We start from the raw sequence: 20,357 nt of genomic DNA on the forward strand, positions 1-20,357 counted from the left end.
GGGGAAAGAAACGATGCGAGTTCTGGTACTTGGTAGCGGCGTGATTGGAACCGCCAGTGCCTATTACCTGGCCCGGCAAGGGTTCGAAGTGACGGTGGTGGACCGCCAGCCAGCGGTGGCCATGGAAACCAGCTTCGCCAACGCCGGCCAGATCTCGCCCGGCTATGCCTCACCGTGGGCGGCGCCAGGGGTGCCTCTAAAAGCCGTGAAGTGGTTGCTCGAGCGTCACGCTCCGCTTGCCATCAAGCTGACCGGTGACGTGGACCAGTACCTGTGGATGGCGCAGATGCTGCGTAACTGCACGGCCAACCGCTATGCCGTGAACAAGGAGCGCATGGTGCGGTTGTCCGAGTACAGCCGCGACTGCCTCGACGAACTGCGCGCCGAAACCGGAATCGCGTACGAGAACCGTAGCCTGGGCACTACCCAGCTGTTCCGTACCCAAGCCCAGGTCGATGCAGCTGCCAAGGATATCGCCGTGCTCGAGCAATCAGGCGTGCCTTATGAATTGCTCGATCGCGATGGCATCGCCCGGGTCGAACCTGCCCTGGCCAGTGTGAAGGGCATCCTCGCCGGCGCACTGCGCCTGCCTAACGACCAGACCGGCGATTGCCAGTTGTTCACCACCAAGCTCGCGGAAATGGCCCTGAACCTGGGCGTGGAGTTCCGCTTCGGGCAGGATATCCAGCGTCTGGATCATGCAGGTGACCGCATCAACGGTGTCTGGATCGATGGCAAGCTCGAAACCGCCGACCGCTATGTGCTGGCATTGGGCAGCTATTCGCCGCAGATGCTCAAGCCTCTGGGTATCAAGGCGCCGGTCTATCCGTTGAAGGGTTACTCCCTGACCGTGCCCATCACCAACGGCGACATGGCGCCTGCCTCGACCATCCTCGACGAGACCTACAAGGTTGCCATCACCCGTTTCGACAACCGTATCCGGGTTGGGGGCATGGCTGAAATCGCGGGCTTTGACCTGTCGCTCAACCCCCGTCGACGTGAAACGCTGGAGATGATCGTCAACGACCTTTATCCTCGCGGCGGTGATTTGAGCCAAGCCAGTTTCTGGACCGGGCTGCGTCCCGCGACGCCAGACGGCACCCCCATCGTGGGTGCAACCGCCTTCAGTAACCTGTTCCTCAACACAGGGCACGGCACGCTGGGCTGGACCATGGCCTGTGGCTCGGGTCGCCTGCTGGCTGACCTGATCGCGCGCAAGAAACCGCAGATCAGTGCACAAGGGCTGGACATCTCGCGCTATGGCAGCAGCCGCGAAGTGGCCCGTCACGGGCATGGTTCGCCTGCCCATCAGCAGTAAACCATCCATTGGGGTGCTCGCGAATGACCTGCGCGTGCCCCAGCTTCGATTTCAACCCGTATGACTTTTAAGGCAGCCGCATGCGCCCCGCCCGTGCCCTGATCGACCTCCAGGCCCTGCGCCATAATTACCGTCTCGCCCGTGAACTGACCGGCGCCAAGGCGCTTGCCGTGATCAAGGCCGACGCCTACGGTCACGGTGCCGTGCGCTGCGCGTTGGCGCTCGAGCCCGAGGCGGACGGGTTTGCCGTGGCCTGCATCGAAGAGGCACTGGAGCTGCGTGCGGCCGGCATCAGGAGCCCAGTACTGCTGTTGGAGGGCTTCTTCGAAGCCAGTGAGCTGCCATTGATCGTCGAACATGACCTGTGGTGCGTCGTGCATTCGGCCTGGCAGTTGGAGGCCATCGAGAAAAGCCCGCTGCACAGCCCACTCACCGTCTGGCTCAAGCTCGATACCGGCATGCACCGTGTAGGGCTGCATCCCAAGGATTATCGCGATGCCTATGAACGCCTGCTGGCCAGCGGCAAGGTAGGGCGCATCGTGCTCATGAGCCATTTCGCCCGTGCCGATGAATTGGATGCTAAGGCCACAAGCGAGCAGATTGCCGTGTTCGAAACCGCGCGCCAGGGCTTGGCTGCAGAGTGCAGCCTGCGCAACTCCCCAGCCGTGCTGGGTTGGCCCCAGGCAGCCGGTGATTGGGTACGGCCAGGCCTGATGCTCTATGGCGCCACGCCGTTCGACATGCCTCAAGCACACGCCCAACGCCTGCAGCCGGTCATGACACTGCAGTCGCGGGTCATCAGTGTGCGGGAGCTGCCGGCTGGCGAGCCGGTGGGTTACGGCGCCACGTTCGTCAGCACGCGGCCCACCCGTGTAGGCGTGGTTGCCATGGGCTACGCCGACGGTTACCCGCGCCAGGCGCCCAACGGCACGCCGGTCATCGTTGCCGGCAGTCGAGCCCCGCTCATTGGTCGCGTGTCGATGGACATGCTGAGCATCGACCTGACCGACGTGCCCCAAGCGACGGTCGGCAGCCCAGTCGAACTGTGGGGCAAGCAGGTCCATGCCACTGAGGTGGCGAGCCAGGCCGGTACTATCCCTTACCAGATCTTCTGCAACCTCAAGCGGGTGCCCCGGGAATACGTGGGGGACTAAGGCGTCAGGGCGGGTGGTGTGTTGTAAATACTGAACGGCGTTGCCATGATATCGTTCACATCCACCCGCATACCCGTCTCAGGAGGCTCCAGCTTTGGACGTCGGCGAACGACTGCAAGCCATCCGCACGCTCAAGGGCCTGTCCCAGCGTGAACTCGCCAAGCGCGCGGGCGTTACCAACAGCACCATCTCGATGATCGAGAAGAACAGTGTGAGCCCATCGATCAGTTCGCTGCGCAAGGTACTGAGCGGCATTCCCATGTCCATGGTCGAGTTCTTTTCCGTCGAGCTCGAACCCGAGAGCCCTGCGCAAATCGTCTACAAGGCCCACGAACTGATCGACATCTCCGATGGTGCGGTGACCATGAAGCTGGTTGGCAAATCGCACCGTAACCGCGCCATCGCTTTTCTGACCGAGGTGTACCCGCCTGGCGCCGACACCGGCGCCGAAATGCTGACCCATGATGGCGAAGAGACCGGCATCCTGCTCGAAGGCCGCCTGGAGTTGGTGGTCGGTACCGAGCTGTTCATTCTCGAAGCAGGCGACAGCTACTACTTCGAAAGCACCCGCCCGCACCGTTTTCGCAACCCGTTCGAACAGCCAGCACGCTTGATCAGTGCCGCTACCCCCTCGAACTTTTGATCCAGCGCAGTGCATTGACGCGTCAATACCCCTTTCCTGTGTAGGGTCGTTTCCCGGCCTCGGGCTTGTCGTTATACTTTTCGGCGCTCGAGGATCCGTGGCCGCGAGCATGATTAGCCACCATGAGGGTGTTCGCGTGAATCAAGTCAAGAAGATGCTGGCCATCCCGGCCGCCGTACTGGCCCTGTGGGCAATCACCGCTACCGCTGCGACCAACGACGATATCGCCAAGCGCCTGGAGCCGGTCGGCAAGGTGTGTATCCAGGGCCAGGAATGCAAGGGCATGGCCGTGTCCGCCAGCACGGGTGCCGGGTCTGCCAGGACGCCGGATGACATCATCGCCAAGCATTGCACGGCCTGCCATGGCACGGGGCTGCTCGGCGCGCCGAAAGTGGGCGACAACGCAGCCTGGAAGGAGCGTGCCGACCACCAGGGTGGGTTGGATGGCATCCTGGCCAAGGCCATCACGGGCATCAACGCCATGCCGCCGAAGGGCACCTGCGCGGATTGCTCGGATGATGAGCTCAAGGCCGCTATTCAGAAGATGTCTGGCCTGTAAATACCGCAATGTGCCGCGTAGCAGTCCCAGTATTCTAGCTTCGCCTCTTGCCTTGCCGGGGCCGCTTCGCGGCCCATCGCGGCCGGTCCGGCGCCCCGGCGAGAGCGCTCAGGCACCGCGTACGCGTGGACCTACGCTGTGGCTGAAGACCACCGAGTTATCCAGACCCCAGGTGGCTGCGGCTTCCTCTTACCGTCCAGGCAACCAACCTGTCTACCTGCCTGTCGAACCTCCTGAACCCAAGCACGAACCAGGAGGCCTCGATGCACCTCAGCTCCATCGACCAGGCCGTCGAACAGATCCTGTCACGCCTGCCAACCCATATCCACATGGGCCTGCCGCTGGGCCTGGGCAAACCCAATGCTTTCGTCAACGCCCTCTATGCCCGCATCCGCGAATTGCCCGAACGCCGTCTGACGATCTATACGGCCCTTTCCCTGGGTCGACCGGCGCTCGGGGATGGCTTGCAGCGACGCTTGCTCGAGCCCTTCGTGGAGCGCGTGTTCGGCGACTACGAAGAGCTTCACTACCTGGCCGACCTGCGCAATGACAGCCTGCCGCCAAACATTCGCGTAGAACAGTTCTTCATGCAGCCCGGCAGCCTGCTTGCCAGTGAATCGGCCCAACAGGATTACGTCAGCAGCAACTACAGCCATGCCGCGCGAGACATCAATGCCAAGGGCCTGAACCTGATCGCCCAACTGGTGGCGGCTACGCCGGAGCGGCCCGTCCACCTGAGCCTGGCCTGCAACCCGGACATCACCCTGGACCTGTTACCCATGGTCGAACGCCGCCGCGCCGCTGGCGAGACCATTCTGATGCTGGGCCAGGTGCATGCGCAGTTGCCGTACATGCCCGGTGATGCCGAGCTGCCAATGGATGCCTTCGACCTGCTGTTGGACGAAGCCGAGCAGCGCCAATTGTTTTCAACGCCCAACATGCCGGTCACCACGCAGGACCACTGCATCGGCCTGCATGCCAGCAGCCTGGTGCGTGACGGGGGTACCTTGCAGATCGGGATTGGTGCCATGGGCGATGCGGTTGCCGCCGCGCTGCTCGCTCGCCAGAGCGATAACGTTGCTTACCGCGCAGCGCTCGACAGCCTTGGCGCGAGTACCGCGCAGGCCCTGATCGAGCGGGAAGGCGGGCTCGCGCCCTTCGAGCATGGGCTGTATGGCTGTAGCGAGATGTTCGTCAACGGGCTGCTGGCGCTGGCCGAAGCAGGCTTGCTGCGGCGTGCTGTCGATGAGCAGGGGGTAGTCCTGCACGGAGGGTTCTTCCTCGGCCCGCAAGCGTTCTACCAGCGCCTGCGCAACATGAGCCTGGAGCAGCGTGCGCGGTTTGCCATGACCGGTATCGGCTTCGTCAATGAGCTCTACGGTGATGAACAGCTCAAGCGTGCTCAGCGACAGGACGCACGCTTCATCAATACGGTGTTCGGCATGACCCTGCTCGGCGCGGGTGTGGCCGATCAGCTCGAAGACGGGCGCGTGCTGAGCGGGGTAGGTGGGCAGTACAACTTCGTTGCCCAGGGGCACGCGCTGGAAGGTGGCCGCTCGATACTGCTGCTGCGCAGTTGGCGCGAAGCGGGTGGCGAGGTTTCATCGAACATTTTCTGGAACTACGGCCATTGCACCATTCCCCGCCACCTGCGCGATATCGTGGTGACCGAATATGGCATCGCTGACCTCAGGGGGCAGACCGACAGTGAGGTCATTGCGCGATTGCTTGCGGTGTGTGACTCCCGGTTCCAGCAAAGCCTCATCGAGCAGGCCAGGGACGCTGGCAAGCTGGCGGAAGATTTTCAGCTCGACAGGCGTTTTGCCGATAACACGCCGCAGCGCCTGGCCGCAGTCCGGGCGCAGCATCCACAGCTGTTCCCGGAGTACCCCATGGGGACCGACTTCACGGCTGAAGAGCAGGACTTGTTACGGGCGCTGAACTGGTTGAAAAGCAAGTTCAAGCTCAGCGAGGCGCTTGAGCTGGGCAAAGCCGCGCTGGACGCGCCAGGGCCCCAAGGGTATGAGCGGCATCTGGCACGGATGCAGCTTGACCAGCCTCAGGGGCTCAAGGAAGAGCTGTACCAACGGTTGCTGTTGGCAGGCCTGGCGGCGACCTGAAGACGACAGGGGCTGCCGCGCAGCCCCTTGTGGCCCGGATGTAAGCGAGCCAGTGCCGCCTCACTCGATGAAGCTGACCACACCGCCTTCCAGCGATTTCACCCGCGCCAGCGACTCCACGCGATAGCCTTGGCGATCCAGCTCGGCGCGCCCGCCCTGGAACGATTTCTCGATCACGATCCCCAGCCCTACCACGGTCGCTCCGGCCTGCTTGATGATCGAGATCAGCGCCTGGGACGCCTTGCCGTTGGCAAGGAAGTCATCCATGACCAGCACCCGGTCGCTGCTGCTCAGGTGGCGCGGCGAAATGGCCACGGTGTTCTCGGTCTGCTTGGTGAACGAATACACAGAAGCCGTCAGCAGGTTCTCGGTGAGGGTCAGCGACTGGTGCTTGCGTGCGAAGATCACCGGCACACCCAGCTTCAGCCCGGTCATCACCGCAGGCGCGATACCCGACGCCTCGATGGTGACGATCTTGGTCACGCCGGCATCGGCGAACAGGCGGGCGAACTCGTCACCGATCAGCTGCATCAGCGCCGGGTCGATCTGATGGTTGAGAAACGCATCGACTTTGAGAACCTGGTCGGAAAGCACGATGCCTTCTTCGCGAATCTTCTGATGCAGTGCTTCCACTATGGTATTCCTCGGAACAAAAATGGCCGCAAACAGCGGCAGTGTTTAAGAGTAATGGTTGATCAGCGTTTGAGCATCGCCCGGATGTCGGCCAGGGCATTGTTGCCGCGTGCGGCCTTGACCTCGACCGGGGCATCGTCCAGTCCTTCCCAGGACAGGTCTTCGGGGGGCAGCTCGTCGAGGAAGCGACTGGGCGTGCAGTCGATGATTTCCCCGTATTGCTTGCGTTTGGCGGCGAAGGTGAACGCCAGCGTCTGGCGTGCGCGGGTGATGCCCACGTAAGCCAGGCGGCGCTCTTCCTCGATGGTGTCGGCCTCGATGCTGGAGCGGTGAGGCAGGATCTCCTCCTCCATGCCCATGATGAACACGTAGGGAAATTCCAGGCCCTTGGACGCGTGCAGGGTCATCATCTGCACACCGTCGGCGTTTTCTTCCTCTTCCTGCTGGCGTTCGAGCATATCGCGCAGCACTAACTTGCCGATGGCGTCCTCGATGGTCATGTCACCCTCTTCGTCCTTCTCGAGGGTATTCTTCAGCGCTTCGACCAGGAACCAGACGTTGCTGATGCGAAACTCCGCTGCCTTATCGCTGGCGGTCTGCTGGCGGATCCAGTTCTCGTAGTCGATGTCGCGGATCATTTCATGCAGGGCGGCGATGGGATCATCCAGCGCCACCTTGTGGCGCACGCCGTCCAGCCAATGCTTGAAACGCTGCAGGCGCTCGGTGTAGCGCGCATCCAGGTGCTCGCCCAGCCCCAGTTCCTCACTGGCGGCATACATCGAGACACCCCGGCCGGTGGCATAGTTGCCGAGCTTTTCCAGGGTGGTCGAGCCGATTTCCCGGCGCGGCACGTTGATGACCCGCAGGTAGGCGTTGTCGTCGTCAGGGTTTACCAGCAGGCGCAGATAGGCCATGAGGTCTTTGACTTCCTGACGGCCGAAGAAGCTGTTGCCGCCGGAAAGACGGTAAGGCACTTGGTGGTGCTGCAACTTCAGCTCGATCAGCTTGGCCTGGTAGTTACCGCGGTACAGGATGGCGAAATCGCTGTAGGGACGGTTGGTGCGCAGGTGCAGCGTGAGGATTTCCATCGCCACGCGTTCGGCCTCGGCGTCCTCGTTCTTGCAACGGATCACCCGGATCTCGTCGCCAACGCCCATCTCGCTCCAGAGCTGTTTCTCGAATGCGTGCGGGTTGTTGGCGATCAACACGTTGGCGCAACGCAGGATGCGGCTGGTGGAGCGGTAGTTCTGCTCCAGCATGACCACTTTCAGGGAGGGGTAATCCTCCTTGAGCAGCATCAGGTTCTCAGGGCGCGCGCCGCGCCAGGCGTAGATCGACTGGTCGTCGTCGCCCACGACGGTGAACTGGTTGCGCATGCCGATCAGCATCTTCACCAGCAGGTACTGACTGGCGTTGGTGTCCTGGTATTCGTCGACCAGCAGATAACGCACGCGGTTCTGCCAGCGCTCGAGCACCTCGGGGTTTTCCTGGAACAACTTGACCGGCTGCAGGATCAGGTCGTCGAAGTCCACGGCGTTGAACGCCTTGAGCGTGCGCTGATAGTGGGTGTAGACGACCGCAGCGGTCTGCTCGCGCGGGTTGCGTGCCTTCTCAAGGGCCTCGGGAGGCAGGATCAGGTCGTTTTTCCAGGCACCGATCATGTTCTTGATTTCGTCGATGCCGTCGTCGCCGGAGTACTCCTTCTGCATGATGTCCGACAGCAGGGCCTTGATATCCGATTCGTCGAAGATCGAGAACCCAGGCTTGTAGCCCAGGCGGTCGTGCTCCTTGCGGATGATGTTCAGGCCCAGGTTGTGGAACGTGCAGACCGTCAGCCCTCGGCCTTCGCCCGGACGCAGCAGGCTGGCAACCCGCTCCTTCATCTCGCGGGCGGCCTTGTTGGTGAAGGTCATGGCCACGATGTACTGGGCGCGAATACCGCAGTTCTGGATGAGGTGGGCAATTTTGCGCGTGATGACGCTGGTCTTGCCCGAACCTGCACCGGCGAGCACCAAAAGAGGGCCGCCGACATAGTCACGGGCTTCCTGCTGCCGGGGATTGAGTCGGGACATGCTAGAAACCGGGGGTCGCCAGAAAATAGCCGCGCATTCTAACAGGCATGCGTGTTCGTGGCGTGACCGTCTGACGTTCGAGTCAGACTTTCGAAACGATCATTAGCGTCACTAATACTTGCGCCTGAAAAAATCGTATTTGCCGGTTTGTCCGCTTTCGCGCAGGATGCACGACAAAATACGTCGGACCAGGCTGTCCAAAACCGCTTTTAAGAGTGAAAATCATTTCCATTAATTGCGTTGGGCTCATTATCGGTCAACGTTTGCATCGTCGAGCTTTAAGGAGCCGTCTTGTCCGCGCCTGTCGAACCTATGCGTTTGCTGCTGTTGGCCAGTGAGCCCGAGTGGGCGGCCTTGCTGCACGCGTGCATGCCGGCCTTGAAGGGCACGGCCGTACTGCTCACGGCACCCGACTGGGATGCCGTCGACAGTCTGTTCAGCCGCGACCGGCAGGCCGTGGTGCTGACCACGCCGGCCTTGCGGCCAGCACCCGGTCGCTGTGACCTGCCGACCATCCTGCTGCTGCACAGCGAACCCGAGGCGGCGCCAGGCGGCGTCAGTGACTGGCTGGTGAGCGACCAACTCAATGGCGACAGCCTGCGTCGCTGCCTGCGCCACGTGCGCGAGCGAGGTGCACTGGTGGCCACCCTGCAGCGCTTGGCCGAACAAGACCCTTTGACCGGCATCGCCAACCGCCAGGGCTTTCAGGCCTTGCTGGCCACGCGCCTGGCCGACCATGACGGGCGCGGCGTTGCCTTGGGGCATCTGGATCTGGACAACTTTCGCCACGTCAATGACGCCTTGGGGCACCAGAGTGGGGATCGCCTCATTCTGCAGGTGGTGCTACGTCTGAAGCATCAGCTCGAAGCAGGCGACCAGCTGGCACGCCTGGGCAGTGACGAGTTCGCCTTGCTGATCGACACCCGCCGCGACCCAGGGCGGGCCGAGTGGATGGCGGAGCGCATCGTGGAGGCATTGGCCGAGCCCTACTGGGTCGATGGCGAAAGCCTGCTGCTCGGCTGCAGCCTGGGGCTGGCCCACGCCCGCGCCCAGGGCGGCGCCGACCCGCTGATGTGGCATGCGCACATCGCCATGCGCCAGGCCAAGGCCATCCAGGGCTGTACCTTCCATGTCTTCAACGAGCGCATCAATCGCCACGCACGCAGCCTGGCCGATCTCGAAAGCGAGCTGCGCCGGGCCTTGCGCCGTGACGAGCTGGAACTTCACTATCAGCCGCGCCTGAACCTGGCGGATGGGCGGGTCGTCGGTCTCGAAGCGCTGGTGCGCTGGCGCCACGCCGAACGGGGCTTGCTGCCGCCCAGTGAGTTCGTGCCGCTGGCCGAGCAGAGCGGGCTGATCGTGCCGCTGGGTTACTGGGTCATCGCCCGTGCCCTGCGCGACATGCAGGCCCTGAACACCCAAGGACTTGCGCCATTGCACATGGCGGTCAACCTCAGTTTCCGGCAGTTCCAGGACAGCCAGCTGCTGGCGACCTTGAGCCGGCTGATCGCCGAGTACGGTGTCGATGCTCACTGGCTGGAATTCGAGCTGACCGAAACGGCCGTGATGCGGCGCAATGAGCGGGTGCGTCAGACCATGGATGCACTGGGGCGCCTGGGCGTGCGCTTCTCGCTGGACGACTTTGGCACAGGGTTTTCTTCGTTCGTGCACCTCAACAGCCTGCCGATCACCTTGCTCAAGGTGGACCGCAGTTTCGTTGCGCAGATGGAAATGCGCGAAGAGAACCGCAAGCTGGTGCATGCCATGATCAACCTGGCCCACAACCTCAACCTCGAAGTGGTGGCCGAGGGCGTCGAAAGCGAAGCGCAATTGGCGTTGCTGCGCGGGTTTGGCTGCAACCAGGTACAGGGTTACCTGGTCAGCAAGCCCCTGCCGGTAGACGCGCTGATCCCGTTCCTGCGCCAGGCGTCCCATCGCCAGGTGGGGTTTGCAGGCTAGCCAGCCGCGCCCCCTTGGCCAATGCGCAAATCCACATCAAGTCGTTGACATCAGGCAGGTGTGGCCGTTGCGGCGCTTGTCCCGGCGTGGCGTAGCAACCGCCGCATCCGCCACTCGAAGCCGAAGGTCAGTGCCACCGAGGCGCACGCCAGCCCCAATGCCAGCCCCCACCAGACGCCCACCGCGCCCCCGCCGAAGACGAAGGTGAACAACCAGGCGCTGGGTGCCCCGATGAGCCAATAGCACACCAGCCCGATCAGGAACGTGGTCTTGGCGTCCTTCAGCCCGCGAATAGAGCCCATGGCGATGGTCTGCACGCCATCGAAGAGCTCGAACCAGGCGGCGACCATCAGCAGCTGGACCGCCAGTTGGAAGATGGCGGCAAACGCCGGGTCGGCCCGGTCGATGAACAGCCCTACCAGTGCGTCTGGCAGCAACCAGAACAGGGCAGCGAAGGCGAACATCAGCATGGCTCCGAAGCCGATACCCACCCGGCCTGCGCTGCGCGCTGCGAGCAAGTTGCCCGCGCCGTAGTAATGGCCCACGCGCATGGTCACGGCATAGGACAGGCCAGTGGGCACCATGAAGGCGGTCGACACGATCTGCAGGGCGATCTGATGCGCGCCCAACTCGGTACTGCCCAGCACGCCCATGCACAGCGCCGCAAAGGCGAACAGCCCTACCTCCACCATGTAGGTGCCGCCGATCGGCAGGCCCAGCCGCCACAGCTCGCCCAACGCTGGCAGCGATGGCCGTGACAGGCCTTTGCGCAGTGGGTAGGCCGCATAGGCCGGGTGCCAGCGGATATACAGCGCCAGGGCAATGGCCATGCCCATCGAGACCACCGCAGTGACCAGGCCGATGCCCATCAGGCCAAGCTTGGGCAGGCCGAACATGCCCTCGATCAGTGCAACGTTCAGCAAGTAGTTGAGTACGGTACCCACCAGGCTGATGACCATCACCGGCGTAGAGCGGCCCAGGGCGCTGGTGAAGCCGCGCAAGGCCATGAAGGTCAGGTAGCCCGGCAAAGCCAACGGCAGCAGGGTGAGAAACTCGGCCGCCGAGGCCACGTTGTCAGGCTGTTGCCCGAAGAGCAGCAGGACAGGTTCGAGGTTCCACAGCACCAGCGCCGCGAACAGGGCCAGGCCCCAGGCCAGCCACAGACCGCTTTGCGCCAGCCGTGTGGCGCCCTCGATGTCATTGGCGCCCCTGCGGAAGGCTACCAGGGTGCCAACCGCCGCGATGACGCCCAGGCAGAAGATGGACACGAACGAATAGCCCGCCGCGCCCAATCCGCCCCCGGCCAGGGCCTGCGGGCTGATGCGTGCCATCATCAGGGTGTCGGTCAGTACCATGAGCATGTGCGCCAGCTGCGAGGCGATCAGTGGGCCTGCCAAGCGCAGTAATGCCTTGAGCTCGAGCGTAGGTGCGACGTGCATGGATGTGATCCTTGGCAAAGACAATGGCGGACGAAGGGCGATTCTGAGGCTTGGGTCAGCTTTTAACAAAAGGATAAATGCGATCATTGGCATGAGTTTCAATCATGGCGATATGATGCGCAGGTCGCCGCTTCTCCACCGAACAAGGAATCTCATGACCCGCAAGCTGCCACCCCTGTATGCGCTGCGTGCATTCGAAGCCGCGGCGAGATTGAACTCATTCACCCGTGCTGGCGAAGCGTTGTCCATTACCCAAAGCGCGGTCAGCCGGCACATTCGCACGCTGGAGGATCACTTTGCCTGCCGCCTGTTCACGCGCAGTGGCCGCAGCCTGCAACTGACCGAAGCGGCGCGGGTGCTGCTACCGGGTGTGCGCGAAGGCTTTGCCGCGCTTGAGCGTGCCTGTGACACGTTGCGCGGTGAAGACGACATGCTGCGCATGAAGGCGCCGTCCACCCTGACCATGCGTTGGTTGCTGGCCCGGCTAAGCCGCTTCCGTCGGCTGCAGCCTGGCAATGAAGTGCAACTGACCAGTGCCTGGATGGACGTCGACCATGTGGACTTCAACCAGGAACCTTTCGATTGCGCGGTGCTGCTGGGCGATGGGGTGTTCCCGGCGGAGTGGGAGGTGCGCAAGCTGTTCCCCGAACTGCTGGTGCCGGTGGGCGCACCAGGGCTGCTGGATGACGGGCCTTGGTGCGCGGCGCGCCTTGCGAGCAGCGAACTGCTGCACCCCACAATGGACAAGCGCGACTGGCGAGTGTGGCTGGAACGCCTGGGCCTGGGTAGCAGGGTTTCGCTCAAGGGCGGCCAGGTGTTCGACACGCTGGAACTGGGCATGATTGCAGCGGCCCGTGGCTACGGTGTTTCGATTGGCGACCTGATCATGGTGGCCGAAGATGTGGCGCAGGGGCGCATGAGCCTGCCATGGCCCACGGCGGTCCCCAGCGGCTTGGACTACTACCTGGTATGGCCGCGGACCCGACCGGGCGGCGAGCGGCTGCGCCGCCTCAGTGCCTTCCTGCAAGCAGAGGTGGCTGCCATGGCGCTACCCGAGGTGGTGATCCTGCCAGCCCTTTGATTGCGAGCGCTATATCCCGGTCCGACACCGGGCACGCCATCACCACACTGGAGCAGAGTAACCAGCTGATGCAGGACGGCCTTGAGCGTAACGACAAGGTCGCGCAAGCACTTGCCCGCATCGACGAACAAAGCCGTGCGGCGGGTGAGCAGTTTGCCGTGATCAGTACGGCGACCCAGGAGCAGAGCAGCACAGCGACCGTGCTGAGCCGCAATTTGCAGAGCATCGCCCAGGCCAACGGTGAGCAGCGCGAGGTGGCCAACGAGCTGGCACTCACAGCGCGGGAGCTGGAAGGATTGGCTGCGCAGTTGCGTCAGGAAGTGGACCGCTTCCGCTGACACGGTGGGGCACCCACGTGCCCCTTCACTCTGTCGCCTTACAGCGATACCAGGTTCAATGCCTGGGCGCAGGCCTGCAGCGAGCGGCGCTCGCTTTGCGCATACAGCGCCAGTTCATCCTGCACCTGCAGCCCCAGCGCCGCTTCGAAGGCCGCGCGGTTGGCGTTGCTGCCGTACTCGGCCTGGGCATCGTCGCCCAGGTTGGACTGGAAGATCCCTGCGGCGCTTACCGGCAAGAAATCCTCGTACACCAGCGCCTCGAAATGCACGTGGTCTGCGTCGATCAGCCCTTGCAGGGTAGTTGGCCTGCCTTGCTTATCGCGCGCGGCCAGGCCTTTCTCGGTGGCGAAGTAGCGAAAATACGCCAGGCCCTGTTCACGCATCTGCGCCAGGTCGTCCGGGAAGGCGGCGAAGGTGTCGGTGAGTATCGCCATGTACCGTGCGGCATTGGCCTCGACGGGCGCACCCCCCAATGCGACACGCGTCGTGTCGAGCAGCTTGTCATAGAGCTGGCGCCCCTTCGGTGTCAACGCCGCGCCACGTTGCTCGATTTCCCCAAAGCGCGCGGTGTGGCTGCCTTCGCTACCGTGCTGACCGCAGAATGCGACCTTTTCCTGCAGGGCCTTGAAGCTGGTCTGGCGCAGCAGGATTGGGTGGCGGCGGGGAGGGGGGCCTTCGACCACGGCCTTGGGCGTGATGCCCTTGGCTGGCATGCCGAGCTGGATGGCATCGATGTCCAGGGTGCGCGGAGTCAGGTGGTTGATGTGCGGACCCCTGAACGCGACCACATCGGCAAGCAGGCGGTGCTGGTCGTGCAACTGCTGGTATTGCTCGGCGGTGACGGTGGCGTCGTGGTGCCAGCGGAAGGTCTGCAGGGCTTGCTCTACGAAAGCCTGAGCATCTGCGGCATTCAAGCCGCCATCGCGTTCGTGCTGCTCGATCAGATGGAGTACGCGAGGGGTGAAGATCTGGCGTTTGGCCAGGATATCCTTGGCCATTTCCCGCAACGGCAAGTTGTCGATCAGCTCCAAGCGCAACAGCGAGGTGAAGACGCGGAAGGGGCTGACGTGCAGCGACTGCTCGTGCACGGCACGGAACGCGGTGGAGTGCACCGGCACCCCAGCACTGCTGAGGTCGTAGTAGCCCACCGGCTGCATGCCCATGACCGCAAAAAGTCGCGCGATGGTCGCCAGCTCCTGGGCCGTACCTACTCGGATGGCCCCGTGGCGTTCATGGCCCAGCCGTTCGAGCTCCCCGGTCCAGCGCAGCGCCTGCGTCACTTCTGGCTGCTCGGCCATCACCTGCTGGTTGATTTCGCTCACCAGCGCAAGCAGCGTGCCGTACAACGGCACTTCCTGTTTGTACATGAGCGACATGGCGGCAGAAAACTGCGCACGGATGCTGTCGGGGCTGACGAAATCATGGGCGGGCATCGCTGGATTCCTGGTTGATGGCTGACCTTTACATGAAAGCGGGGAATGCACCCGGTCTACAAGCGAAAAAAAGTAGGTGTGTCATTCCTTTTTTGATCGACGTAGGCGGGCTAGGGCGCTACGCCTGTCTAGAGCATCAGGCCTGCAACTGCTCACCGATCCAATCCACCAGCGCCCGCACCTTGGGCACTTCTGCGGCATGTTCGGCGTACGCCAGGTAGTGCGCGCCGGCACTGCGCATCGCATGGTTCCAAGGCATGACCAGGCTGCCTTCGGCCAACTCCTTTGCGACCAGATAGCGCGGCACCAGCGCTACCCCGCAGCCGGCCTGGGCAGCGCTTAGTGCCATGTAGAAGGTGTCAAAGCGTGGGCCGTGGTAGGCGCTGACGCTTTGCAGGTCCTGCTCCAGGAACCATTCGTGCCAGGCTTCCGGCCGTGAAGTGCTTTGCAGCAACACCAGGTCGGTCAATGCCTCGGCACTGGCCAGGTCACGGCCGGCCAGTAACTCTGGCGAGCACACCGGCACCACTTCTTCACCGAACAGCTCGATGCAGCTGGCCCCCGGCCAGGTGCCCTGGCCGTAGAAGAACACGACGTCGGCCGAGCCCTGCAACAGCGAGAAGGGCTCCATTTCGTTGCGGATGTCCAAGTGAATGTTGCTGTGCCGCCGGCCGAAGCCCTTGAGGTGGGGGATCAGCCACCGCACACCAAAGCTCGGCTGCGTCGCGACCTTCAGGATCTCGGTCTGCTCCCCGTAGGTCAGCACATAGCGGCTGGACATATCGACCTGCGTGAGGATCTTGTTCACCTCGGCCAGATAGAGGCTGCCGGCTGGCGTGAGTTGTAAACGTCGGCGAATGCGCAGGAAAAGATGGTGACGCAACAGGTCTTCAAGCTGCGCGACCTGCTTGCTGACCGCACTCTGGGTCAAGTGCAGCTCTTCGGCGGCTCGGGTGAAGCTCAAGTGACGGGCTGCAGCTTCGAAGCACTGCAGGGCGGTCATGGAAGGCACCAGACGTTTTGACATAGCGTTCTCAAAGGCTCGAGTCATTACCTGACGGAATGATATGCGGAATAAAGGTCGTTTGTTGCGCTTAACTGATCGGATTAATACTGATCCACATCATATCCAACCTGTCCACCGATGTAGGAGAACACCAATGGTTGCTGGATTGCTCGAGCGCCTGGGGGTTGCTGCCCAGGCTTACACGCAAGGCGATTACGCTGTACACACGCCCATCGACGGCAGCCAGATCGCTTCGGTGACACTGCTCGGTCAAGCCGAGACTACCGCGCGCATCGAGCAGGCTCAGCAGGCCTTCGAGGCATGGCGCAGCGTGCCAGCCCCTCGCCGGGGTGAGCTGGTGCGCCTGTTCGGCGAAGTGCTGCGCGAGCACAAGGCAGACCTGGGTGAACTGGTTTCGATCGAGGCAGGCAAGATCACCCAGGAAGGTCTGGGCGAAGTGCAGGAAATGATCGACATCTGTGACTTTGCAGTGGGGCTGTCACGCCAGTTGTACGGCCTGACCATCGCCTCCGAACGCCCGGGTCACCACATGCGCGAAAGCTGGCACCCGCTGGGTGTGGTCGGTGTGATCAGCGCATTCAACTTCCCGGTGGCGGTCTGGTCCTGGAACACCGCCCTGGCCCTGGTGGCCGGCAACTCGGTGGTGTGGAAGCCCTCCGAGAAAACGCCATTGACCGCCCTGGCGTGCCAGGCGTTGTTCGACAAGGCGTTGAAAGCCTTCGGCGATGCGCCGGCAGGTCTCGCGCAGCTGGTCATCGGTGGCCGTGAAGCAGGCGAAGCCCTGGTCGATGACCCCCGCGTGGCCCTGGTGAGTGCCACCGGCAGCACGCGCATGGGCCGTGAAGTCGGGCCGCGTGTAGCCGCACGTTTCGGGCGCAGTATCCTGGAACTTGGCGGCAACAATGCCATGATCCTTGCACCCAGCGCCGACCTGGACCTGGCCGTGCGGGGCATTCTCTTCTCGGCAGTCGGCACTGCCGGGCAACGCTGTACCACGCTGCGCCGCCTCATCGTGCACCGTTCGATCAAGGACGAAGTGGTGGCTCGGGTCAAGGCCGCCTACGGCAAGGTGCGCATTGGCGACCCGCGCAAGGACAACCTGGTTGGGCCCCTGATCGACAAGGCCTCATTCGATGCCATGCAAGGCGCCCTGGCCAAGGCTCGCGACGAAGGGGGCCAAGTGTTCGGGGGCGAGCGTCAGTTGGCCGACCAGTATCCCAATGCCTATTACGTGTCGCCTGCCATTGCCGAAATGCCTGGGCAAAGCGAGGTGGTGCGCCATGAAACGTTCGCGCCGATTCTCTATGTACTGGCTTACGATGACTTCGACGAAGCCTTGCGGCTGAACAACGAAGTCCCGCAGGGCTTGTCGTCCTGCATCTTCACCACCGATCTACGCGAGGCTGAGCGTTTCCAGAGCGCGGCTGGTAGCGATTGCGGTATCGCCAACGTCAACATCGGCACCAGCGGTGCCGAAATCGGCGGGGCGTTCGGGGGTGAGAAGGAGACCGGTGGTGGCCGTGAGTCCGGTTCAGATGCCTGGAAAGGCTATATGCGCCGTCAGACCAACACCGTGAACTACTCCCGTGAGTTGCCACTGGCGCAAGGCATCGTGTTCGACTGATCAGCGTAATGGTGTAGAACCAGGGGCACGGCCCCTGGTGGGCGACCAAGCCCGCGGCCATCAGGATCGGTGTGCTTGCACCGCTATCTGGGCATGCGGGCTTGGCTGCGAAAGGCCGCACGGCGGTCTCGAACAAGAATAAATTGCGGGAGCCGGGCCATGTCCGAACTGCGTCAAGAATGCTTGTGGGAATGCGTCACCGTGCCGAGCGTGACTGTCCAGGCCGTGGCGGGGGAGTACCACGCCGATGTCTGCGTGATCGGCGGCGGCATTACCGGATTGTCAGCAGCCATTCACCTGCTCGAGCAGGGCAAGTCGGTGATCGTGCTGGAGGCCTGGAAAGTGGGCCACGGCGGCTCCGGCCGTAATGTCGGTCTGGTCAATGCCGGTACCTGGATTCGCCCGGATGATGTCGAGGCCACCCTGGGTCAGAAACAAGGCAGCCGGTTGAACACGGTGCTGGGTCAGGCCCCGGCCGATGTGTTCGCCATGATCGAACGCCTGGGCATCGACTGTCAGGCGCGGCACCAGGGCACCCTGCACATGGCACATAACGCGACCGGCATCGCCGATCTGCAGGCCCGCCACGAGCAATGGCGACGGCGCGGTGCCGATGTCGAACTGCTGACCGGCGCACAGTGCCAGGAATATTGCGGCACCGACAAGATCGCCGCCGCCCTGCTGGACCGGCGCGCCGGCACCATCAACCCGATGGGCTACACCCAGGGCCTGGCAGCTGCCGTGGTGCGCCTGGGTGGCAAGCTGTTCCAGCAGTCCGCAGTCCAGGGCCTGACGCGCGAAGGTGACAGCTGGCGTGTGCAGACTGCACGCGGTTCGGTTCGCGCCGAGAAGGTGGTGATCTCCACTGGCGCCTACACCGAAGGGGACTGGAGCAACCTGCAAAAGCAGTTCTTCAAAGGCTATTACTACCAGGTCGCCTCCAAGCCATTGCAGGGCGCGCAGGCCGACAAGGTACTCCCTCACGGCCAAGGCTCCTGGGATACCCGCACCGTGCTCAGCAGTATCCGTCGCGATGATCAGGGCCGTTTGCTGCTCGGTAGCCTGGGCCGGGTCGACAATAAACCCGCGTGGTTCGTGCGCAGCTGGGCCGACCGTATCCAGCGTCACTACTACCCGACGCTTGGCAAGGTCGAATGGGACATGCACTGGACCGGCTGCATCGACTTTACGCCCGACCACCTGATGCGTTTGTTCGAACCCGCCCCAGGGTTGGTGGCGGTCACCGGCTATAACGGGCGCGGCAATACCACTGGCACCGTCATTGGCCGGGCGTTCGCCGAGTTTCTGTCCAAAGGGGAAGCCGCCAGCCTGCCGATACCGTTCTCGACCATGAAAGGCGTGAGCGCGACCTCACTGCGCACCGCGTTCTACGAGTCCGGGTTCTCGCTGTACCACGCCGGCCAGTGCCTGCGCGTGGTGCTGTAAGGCAACGCTCCGCAACGGCAGGTGACGCGTCATTTGTGCAGCCAGCTCAGGAAACCGCCTTTCTTGATGGAAGCAGGCTTGTGCAAGAGCAGCGAATCGCGACCCTGACGTCGGACGCGTTGCAGTTTGCCCAAGGCGGTCTGCACATCGCCGTGCTGCTGCAGATACGCTTTGACTCGTTGCTTGTCGATGCGATACAGCAGGCAACTGGTCAAGGTTCTGAACTCCACCAGCGAGTCGTCTTCATCGACGAGCCCGTCGATACCCAGTACTTCACCTGGGCCCATGCGTCCGGCCTCCAGGCGCTTGCCATCTTCCAGCACCGCCGCTGATACGACACCTCGCCCTATGACCAGCACGTGTTCGGACTGCTTGCCCACCTCCAGGATCGTTGTGTCAGCCAGGTACTCAACGGCGATCATGTGTTGGCTCAGTGCGTCGCGCTCTTCATCACTCAGCGCGCGGAACACCCGTACTTCGTCCAGCACCTCCCGTTGACGGCTACGCGGCGCCGTCGCCAGGTCCTGGTTCCAGATGACCCCGTTCGCTTCCAGGTGCCGATGGGCCAGGTCGAACAACTGGTTGCGCGTAGCGTTCTTGGCGCTCATATCGGCGATGAAACCGCTGGCTTCGTATTCCACCGAATCGAGCGTCGCGGTTTTCACGGCCACCTTGGGGGCAGGTGAAGGGAGGAGCGCACGGGTACCGCGCAGCGCCTTTTCCAGCGCATCGAACACTTTGCCAGGGCGCACGCTTGCAGGCACGACCACGCTGATCGACACGCCATGCACATCAGTTGGACGGCTATGGTTGAGCAAGCGGGCCTTGGCAGCCACGGAGTTCGGAATGACCGCCAGGCTACCGCTGCTGGTGAGCAGCCGCGTGGCACGCCAGTCGATATCCAGCACCTTGCCCTCCGTGCCATCGATGGAAACGGCGTCACCGATCTGATAGGGCCGCGTGGTGTTGAGCACGATGCCGCTGAACACGTCCGCCAGGGTGCTCTGCAAGGCCAGGCCGATGACGATGGCCATCACTCCCGATGTGGCCAGCAGCCCTTTGACGGGCAATTGCAGTACATAGCCGGCCGCCGCCACCACCGCGGCGATGAAGATCAACGCCCCGAGCACATCCTGCAGCAACCGGCCGCCGTGGCTGCCGCGCGCCACCAACAGCAGGCCGAAAACCACCGTGACGGTGCGCGCGCCAAACAGCCACCATGCGATGGCAAGCACCGTGGCCAGCAAGTTGCGGGCAACGTCGTCGGCCCAGGGCGCGGGCTGTAGCGGGCTCATCCCTGCCGCCACCAGCACCAGGCTGAAGAGCAGGAACAGCGTCAGCCGCGCGGCTATTCGCCAGGCATGGCGCTGTGCCGGGATCAGCTGCCAAACGATCAAGTCGAGCAACAACAAGGTGGTGCCGAGCAGCAGTGGGGAGGACTGGATGAACGCCAGCATGATGGTCTCGGGACAGGGAAGGGCTGCCGGTAGTAATAGAGCAGGTTCACGCAG

Annotated in this window: 15 protein-coding genes and 1 pseudogene; 10 read left to right on the forward strand and 6 right to left on the reverse strand. The window is 63.1% G+C overall.

Annotated features, from left to right (window positions below; translation table 11 throughout):
• The first annotated feature begins 13 nt into the window (after positions 1-13).
• From dadA to FH041_RS17975, 5 genes are all read left to right on the forward strand, one after another.
• Complete coding sequence (dadA, locus tag FH041_RS17955) at positions 14-1,318, forward strand: D-amino acid dehydrogenase (protein ID WP_140174919.1); 1,305 nt, start codon at positions 14-16, stop codon at positions 1,316-1,318.
• 80 nt (positions 1,319-1,398) lie between these two features.
• Complete coding sequence (alr, locus tag FH041_RS17960; RefSeq protein WP_027913382.1) at positions 1,399-2,472, forward strand: alanine racemase; 1,074 nt, start codon at positions 1,399-1,401, stop codon at positions 2,470-2,472.
• 94 nt (positions 2,473-2,566) lie between these two features.
• The gene (locus FH041_RS17965; protein WP_023532512.1) at positions 2,567-3,115 is read left to right on the forward strand and encodes a cupin domain-containing protein; all 549 of its coding nucleotides are present in this window, start codon (positions 2,567-2,569) and stop codon (positions 3,113-3,115) included.
• Positions 3,116-3,224: 109 nt separating this feature from the next.
• Positions 3,225-3,674, forward strand: coding sequence for a cytochrome c5 family protein (locus tag FH041_RS17970; RefSeq protein WP_225806663.1), 450 nt, complete (start codon positions 3,225-3,227; stop codon positions 3,672-3,674).
• 263 nt (positions 3,675-3,937) lie between these two features.
• Entirely contained in the window at positions 3,938-5,794 is a 1,857-nt protein-coding gene (locus FH041_RS17975) for an acetyl-CoA hydrolase/transferase C-terminal domain-containing protein (protein ID WP_140174921.1), read from the forward strand.
• A 60-nt stretch (positions 5,795-5,854) separates the two neighbouring features.
• Here the strand turns inward: FH041_RS17975 and xpt are convergent, their stop codons facing one another.
• Positions 5,855-6,427: a xanthine phosphoribosyltransferase gene (gene xpt, locus FH041_RS17980; RefSeq protein WP_023532789.1), complete on the reverse strand. Its 573-nt coding sequence runs from the start codon at positions 6,425-6,427 to the stop codon at positions 5,855-5,857.
• 62 nt (positions 6,428-6,489) lie between these two features.
• Entirely contained in the window at positions 6,490-8,499 is a 2,010-nt protein-coding gene (gene rep, locus FH041_RS17985) for a DNA helicase Rep (protein WP_027913385.1), read from the reverse strand.
• A gap of 291 nt (positions 8,500-8,790) precedes the next feature.
• Here rep and FH041_RS17990 point away from each other — a divergent pair, with 291 nt between their 5' ends.
• A complete protein-coding gene (locus FH041_RS17990) occupies positions 8,791-10,458 on the forward strand; it encodes a bifunctional diguanylate cyclase/phosphodiesterase (protein WP_111475526.1) in 1,668 nt (555 codons plus the stop codon).
• A gap of 50 nt (positions 10,459-10,508) precedes the next feature.
• On the opposite strand, the gene FH041_RS17995 is transcribed toward FH041_RS17990, so the two are convergent.
• Positions 10,509-11,897: a NorM family multidrug efflux MATE transporter gene (locus FH041_RS17995; RefSeq protein ID WP_027913387.1), complete on the reverse strand. Its 1,389-nt coding sequence runs from the start codon at positions 11,895-11,897 to the stop codon at positions 10,509-10,511.
• Positions 11,898-12,051: 154 nt separating this feature from the next.
• Here FH041_RS17995 and FH041_RS18000 point away from each other — a divergent pair, with 154 nt between their 5' ends.
• Together FH041_RS18000 and FH041_RS18005 are read left to right on the forward strand one after the other, a co-directional pair.
• On the forward strand, positions 12,052-12,978 hold the full coding sequence (locus tag FH041_RS18000) for a LysR substrate-binding domain-containing protein (RefSeq protein WP_027913388.1): 927 nt from the start codon (positions 12,052-12,054) through the stop codon (positions 12,976-12,978).
• Positions 12,979-13,004: 26 nt separating this feature from the next.
• Positions 13,005-13,316 (forward strand): annotated as a pseudogene (locus FH041_RS18005) (methyl-accepting chemotaxis protein); the annotation flags it as partial.
• A 38-nt stretch (positions 13,317-13,354) separates the two neighbouring features.
• Here FH041_RS18005 and FH041_RS18010 read toward each other — a convergent pair.
• Positions 13,355-14,749: a VOC family protein gene (locus tag FH041_RS18010; protein WP_104926641.1), complete on the reverse strand. Its 1,395-nt coding sequence runs from the start codon at positions 14,747-14,749 to the stop codon at positions 13,355-13,357.
• 136 nt (positions 14,750-14,885) lie between these two features.
• Entirely contained in the window at positions 14,886-15,776 is an 891-nt protein-coding gene (locus FH041_RS18015; protein ID WP_049695297.1) for a LysR family transcriptional regulator, read from the reverse strand.
• A 133-nt stretch (positions 15,777-15,909) separates the two neighbouring features.
• On the opposite strand from FH041_RS18015, the gene FH041_RS18020 reads away from it, so the two are divergent.
• Both FH041_RS18020 and FH041_RS18025 read left to right on the forward strand, forming a co-directional pair.
• Positions 15,910-17,400, forward strand: a complete 1,491-nt coding sequence (locus FH041_RS18020; RefSeq protein ID WP_027913392.1) for an aldehyde dehydrogenase family protein — start codon at positions 15,910-15,912, stop codon at positions 17,398-17,400.
• A 159-nt stretch (positions 17,401-17,559) separates the two neighbouring features.
• Positions 17,560-18,846 carry an FAD-binding oxidoreductase gene (locus tag FH041_RS18025; protein WP_027913393.1) on the forward strand — a complete coding sequence of 429 codons (1,287 nt, stop codon included), beginning with the start codon at positions 17,560-17,562 and terminating at the stop codon, positions 18,844-18,846.
• 29 nt (positions 18,847-18,875) lie between these two features.
• On the opposite strand, the gene FH041_RS18030 is transcribed toward FH041_RS18025, so the two are convergent.
• Entirely contained in the window at positions 18,876-20,303 is a 1,428-nt protein-coding gene (locus FH041_RS18030) for a mechanosensitive ion channel family protein (protein ID WP_027913394.1), read from the reverse strand.
• Between the last annotated feature and the right edge of the window lie 54 nt (positions 20,304-20,357).

It is taken from the genome of Pseudomonas sp. SWI7 (assembly GCF_006351945.1).
GTDB classification, from domain to species: Bacteria; Pseudomonadota; Gammaproteobacteria; order Pseudomonadales; family Pseudomonadaceae; genus Aquipseudomonas; species Aquipseudomonas fulva.

What these genes read in the sequence shown, in the direction of transcription:
- dadA (WP_140174919.1), top strand. Translation starts at nt 14, where the DNA reads ATGCGAGTTCTGGTACTTGGTAGCGGCGTGATTGGAACCGCCAGTGCC.
- alr (WP_027913382.1), top strand. Translation starts at nt 1,399, where the DNA reads ATGCGCCCCGCCCGTGCCCTGATCGACCTCCAGGCCCTGCGCCATAAT.
- FH041_RS17970 (WP_225806663.1), top strand. Translation starts at nt 3,225, where the DNA reads ATGATTAGCCACCATGAGGGTGTTCGCGTGAATCAAGTCAAGAAGATG.
- FH041_RS17975 (WP_140174921.1), top strand. Translation starts at nt 3,938, where the DNA reads ATGCACCTCAGCTCCATCGACCAGGCCGTCGAACAGATCCTGTCACGC.
- rep (WP_027913385.1), bottom strand. Translation starts at nt 8,499, where the DNA reads ATGTCCCGACTCAATCCCCGGCAGCAGGAAGCCCGTGACTATGTCGGC.
- FH041_RS17995 (WP_027913387.1), bottom strand. Translation starts at nt 11,897, where the DNA reads ATGCACGTCGCACCTACGCTCGAGCTCAAGGCATTACTGCGCTTGGCA.
- FH041_RS18000 (WP_027913388.1), top strand. Translation starts at nt 12,052, where the DNA reads ATGACCCGCAAGCTGCCACCCCTGTATGCGCTGCGTGCATTCGAAGCC.
- FH041_RS18010 (WP_104926641.1), bottom strand. Translation starts at nt 14,749, where the DNA reads ATGCCCGCCCATGATTTCGTCAGCCCCGACAGCATCCGTGCGCAGTTT.
- FH041_RS18015 (WP_049695297.1), bottom strand. Translation starts at nt 15,776, where the DNA reads ATGTCAAAACGTCTGGTGCCTTCCATGACCGCCCTGCAGTGCTTCGAA.
- FH041_RS18020 (WP_027913392.1), top strand. Translation starts at nt 15,910, where the DNA reads ATGGTTGCTGGATTGCTCGAGCGCCTGGGGGTTGCTGCCCAGGCTTAC.
- FH041_RS18025 (WP_027913393.1), top strand. Translation starts at nt 17,560, where the DNA reads ATGTCCGAACTGCGTCAAGAATGCTTGTGGGAATGCGTCACCGTGCCG.
- FH041_RS18030 (WP_027913394.1), bottom strand. Translation starts at nt 20,303, where the DNA reads ATGCTGGCGTTCATCCAGTCCTCCCCACTGCTGCTCGGCACCACCTTG.